The following is a 3,506-nucleotide window of genomic DNA, read 5'->3' on the forward strand; positions in this document are numbered from 1 at the left end:
TGAGTAAATCTGAAAATGAACTGTAGTTAAGCAAAAAGGTGGGATCAAAACGTTTTTGTTTTAGTCCTATTTTTTCTATAAACAAACATTCTTCGTTTAGTAATGGCTCAAATATGTTTCATAAGAAGAAAAACAAAAAAACTCTACTTAATCATAATTGGTTGTAGAGTTTTTTTGATTTCTTTATTTAATTTTTTCGTCCTCTTTCTTTTTAGGTTCGTAACATGCCACATATATAATCAATTGTATAGTAGTAATCATCATAAAAAATGTATACCAATCATTATTATGCAAGTATAATTGATAAGTTAAGTTAGAAGTTGTTGGTAATGTACTTTCATTAATTTTAACTATCGCATTGCATAGTGGTTCAAACAGTTTCGTAGTTAAATATTCAACCTTCTCTTTACTAGCAATTTCTGTACTCTGATTTTGATGTTCATCGGGATAGCGTTCCACGTAATTATCATTTGTAATGATTGTTTCTGATGTTACTTTAATATCTCCCATTTTCACAATGCCATTATCATTAATAATTTCTGTTAAAACATCTATATTAGGAATCTTCATATTTTTTATGCTACTAATTGTATTTGTGAATTCTTGATTATATCCCCAATGACGTCTAAAGTTTTCTATCATTTTTGTATTTAACTGACTAATTTCATTAAAGTTATTGCTAACTTTAAATGCTTTTCTCAGTTTTTCTGTAAGTTCTATTGAAGTACTTTTGAAGATATCATTACTCATTAATTTTCTATATTCTGAACTATTTAAGTAGTTAGTAGTTGTGAACACATTTCTTTGTAATTGCGTATTATTTTTAACCATAGCCATTGTTTTTTGATAATTAATTAATGCTTGATTCACTATATCATCTCCCGTCATTTGAAATTTTTCTCTACTTGTAACTAATTATATAATAATTATCGACTTATTATATCTGTATTTATCTACATTAGCCTTTCTGCTTCGCACTTCGGTTCATAAATTAAAAAGTGATAAGATGAAAGAAACATATAATAACATAATTTAAAAGGAGTTAAATTAACTTATGAATTATACAATTACAGAATTAAGTCTCAGAAATCCTAATTATTTAGGCATTAGTCGAGAACTATTTATTAATGACAAATACTGTAATTTATCTTTTTTAGCTAAAATCTTATATAGTATTTTAAGTAAATTGCAATTCAGAAATGGTTATGACGAATGGACTTTAAATATGCGCAAATTAGAGAGTGAATCTAAATTAGTAGCTGAAGATATAGAACAATATTTAATTGATTTAGAAGAACTGGATTTGATTTTTACAGCAGGAGATAAAATAGTTGTTTTACAACAAAGAGAATTAGCCAAAAAAGGTATTTACAAAATGCCATCATTCTTACTAAAAGATGCTTTTGATGATTTAGATTGGTACGCTAAGATTTTATATACTATATATCGAAATAGATATTTATTTGCTATTAAAGAAAATATGGGTAATAGTGATTTTTACAATGATGAACATATACTTTATGGAATATATAAAATTAAAGATATTGTTAATGAATTAATGATTGATGAAGAAACAGTTGAGATGTACAACGAACAACTCATTCATGCACATTTACTTAACACTTCAACTACGACTAATGGGTATCTGCGTTTCTACACATACGACGTCTCCAGTGTACCTAAACAATCTAATACAAAAACAACACATCACGAAAAACAAAAATTAATTAAATATATGCCATCAAAAATAGCTTTTATTTTTCAAACGATGGATATCGAACATATTTTGAAAATACAACATGCTATGCGAAGTTATATAGCACATTACAACATCAACAATCCAAATCGCTATCTACGAAAACATGCTGATGGTATTAGTAAAATCATTCAAACAATGGCTTTAGTTGGTGATACAGATAACAAAGACGTATATACAAAGCATAATTTATGTTTCTATGTATTTAACAATGAGATGAAACGCTATTTAGATAATCCAAATCATTTTAAAACTAATAAATCACAAATTAATTATCATATTGATATATTTAATTCGATGATGTCTACAATATTATCGGATTTGAAGATTAATAAAAACGACTCGTTTAAGATTAAAAGATTACAAAATACGTTTCCCGAATTTCAGAAATCAACAATCTCTTTACTTCGATTATTTACCTTTAATGATGCAATTTTTTTAGGCAATACACTACGTGATATTATAGAAATCAACAATATATCTAATATTGACCTTACACCAGATAATTTATTTAGTTATAGCGATAATATGTCTTCTATTAATATAGCAATATGTGAAGTCAAAGGTTTATTGATACTAGCAGACCTTGAATTTTCTCATATTGCACCGTTCCTAAATGATATGCTCTTCGATAGATTTAATACGTATTATGATTGGACTACTACAGATATAGGTATTGATATTGAAAAACAATATGCCGAATTAGAAAAAGGGAATAATAGTTATAGCTTTTCAGAAGAAACGTCTTATATGGTGCAGCTATTAATACAACTGACCAATTGTAATGAGTCAGAAGAAAATACTCAGGCTATTCAACGTGTATTGTATTTGTTTTCAGGTTTTCATCGTTCAATATTACCTCTTAAATTAGAGAAGTATATGTTGTCATTAAAGCTATCCGATTTCATATATGTATTTAGAATGTTTTCATTAGGAATAGCCGATTATACACTTTCAATGAAATACAAAATGAACTTATTCCATGTAGACTTGTCATTACTGGAAGACCGTTTATTACGTTGTATTGATATTATCCTACATGTAAAAAATAGTACTAAATTAAATGATAATACAAATATATGTATTAGTATCGTAAGTGGTGAAATTTCTAAGAGTTATCAAGATGGTCATCAATACGAATATGTAAAACATACAGAAACAGAGATTACGAATTTAATCAATGAATACTTGGAAGAAGAAAAACAATAATACAACGACTAAAATCCCCTTACATCTAGCAAGGGGTTTTTAATGGTTTATATATCCTTATCTTTCTACCTTTAGATGTTTCTTCATTAGTTAGATTGACGTTCTTTTTTAATTTCCAATTGAAACATGTAAAGTTTTTCTGCACTGTCTAAAGTAAGTTTACGTTCACCACTTCTTAATCATTGTATACTAGACGTCGATACACCTGTTTGTTGATGAATATAGTAAGCCGATAAATCACTTTCTAATAATCGTTCGATAGTTTTTATAATCATTGTCTTATCAATTAACCGTTTATTTATTTGAGCGTTTTATAGATACAGAATAAAAATTAAAGCTAATGCGATAGCTAACACACCAATAGTATAGTTCAACAAAGTTTTTAACCTTATTTTCAATAATCTTGTCATTTTTATCACCTCAATTTCTCATTTTGTAATTCTTATGATTACTCACTTGTTTATTTTTTGTTTTAAAACAAAAAATAAACGGTTCTGTTGCAAAGTAAAAAAATATAGCTAACCACTAATTTATCATGTCA

Annotated in this window: 2 protein-coding genes; one reads left to right on the forward strand and one right to left on the reverse strand. The window is 26.9% G+C overall.

The window, feature by feature from the left end:
- Positions 1 to 183: 183 nt before the first annotated feature.
- A complete protein-coding gene (locus HMPREF2715_RS05310; RefSeq protein ID WP_002495693.1) occupies positions 184 to 870 on the reverse strand; it encodes a hypothetical protein in 687 nt (228 codons plus the stop codon).
- Positions 871 to 1,054: 184 nt separating this feature from the next.
- On the opposite strand from HMPREF2715_RS05310, the gene HMPREF2715_RS05315 reads away from it, so the two are divergent.
- A complete protein-coding gene (locus HMPREF2715_RS05315) occupies positions 1,055 to 2,965 on the forward strand; it encodes a hypothetical protein (RefSeq protein ID WP_002447747.1) in 1,911 nt (636 codons plus the stop codon).
- Positions 2,966 to 3,506: the final 541 nt, after the last annotated feature.

Source organism: Staphylococcus sp. HMSC062A01 (genome assembly GCF_001836805.1).
GTDB lineage: Bacteria > Bacillota > Bacilli > Staphylococcales > Staphylococcaceae > Staphylococcus > Staphylococcus haemolyticus.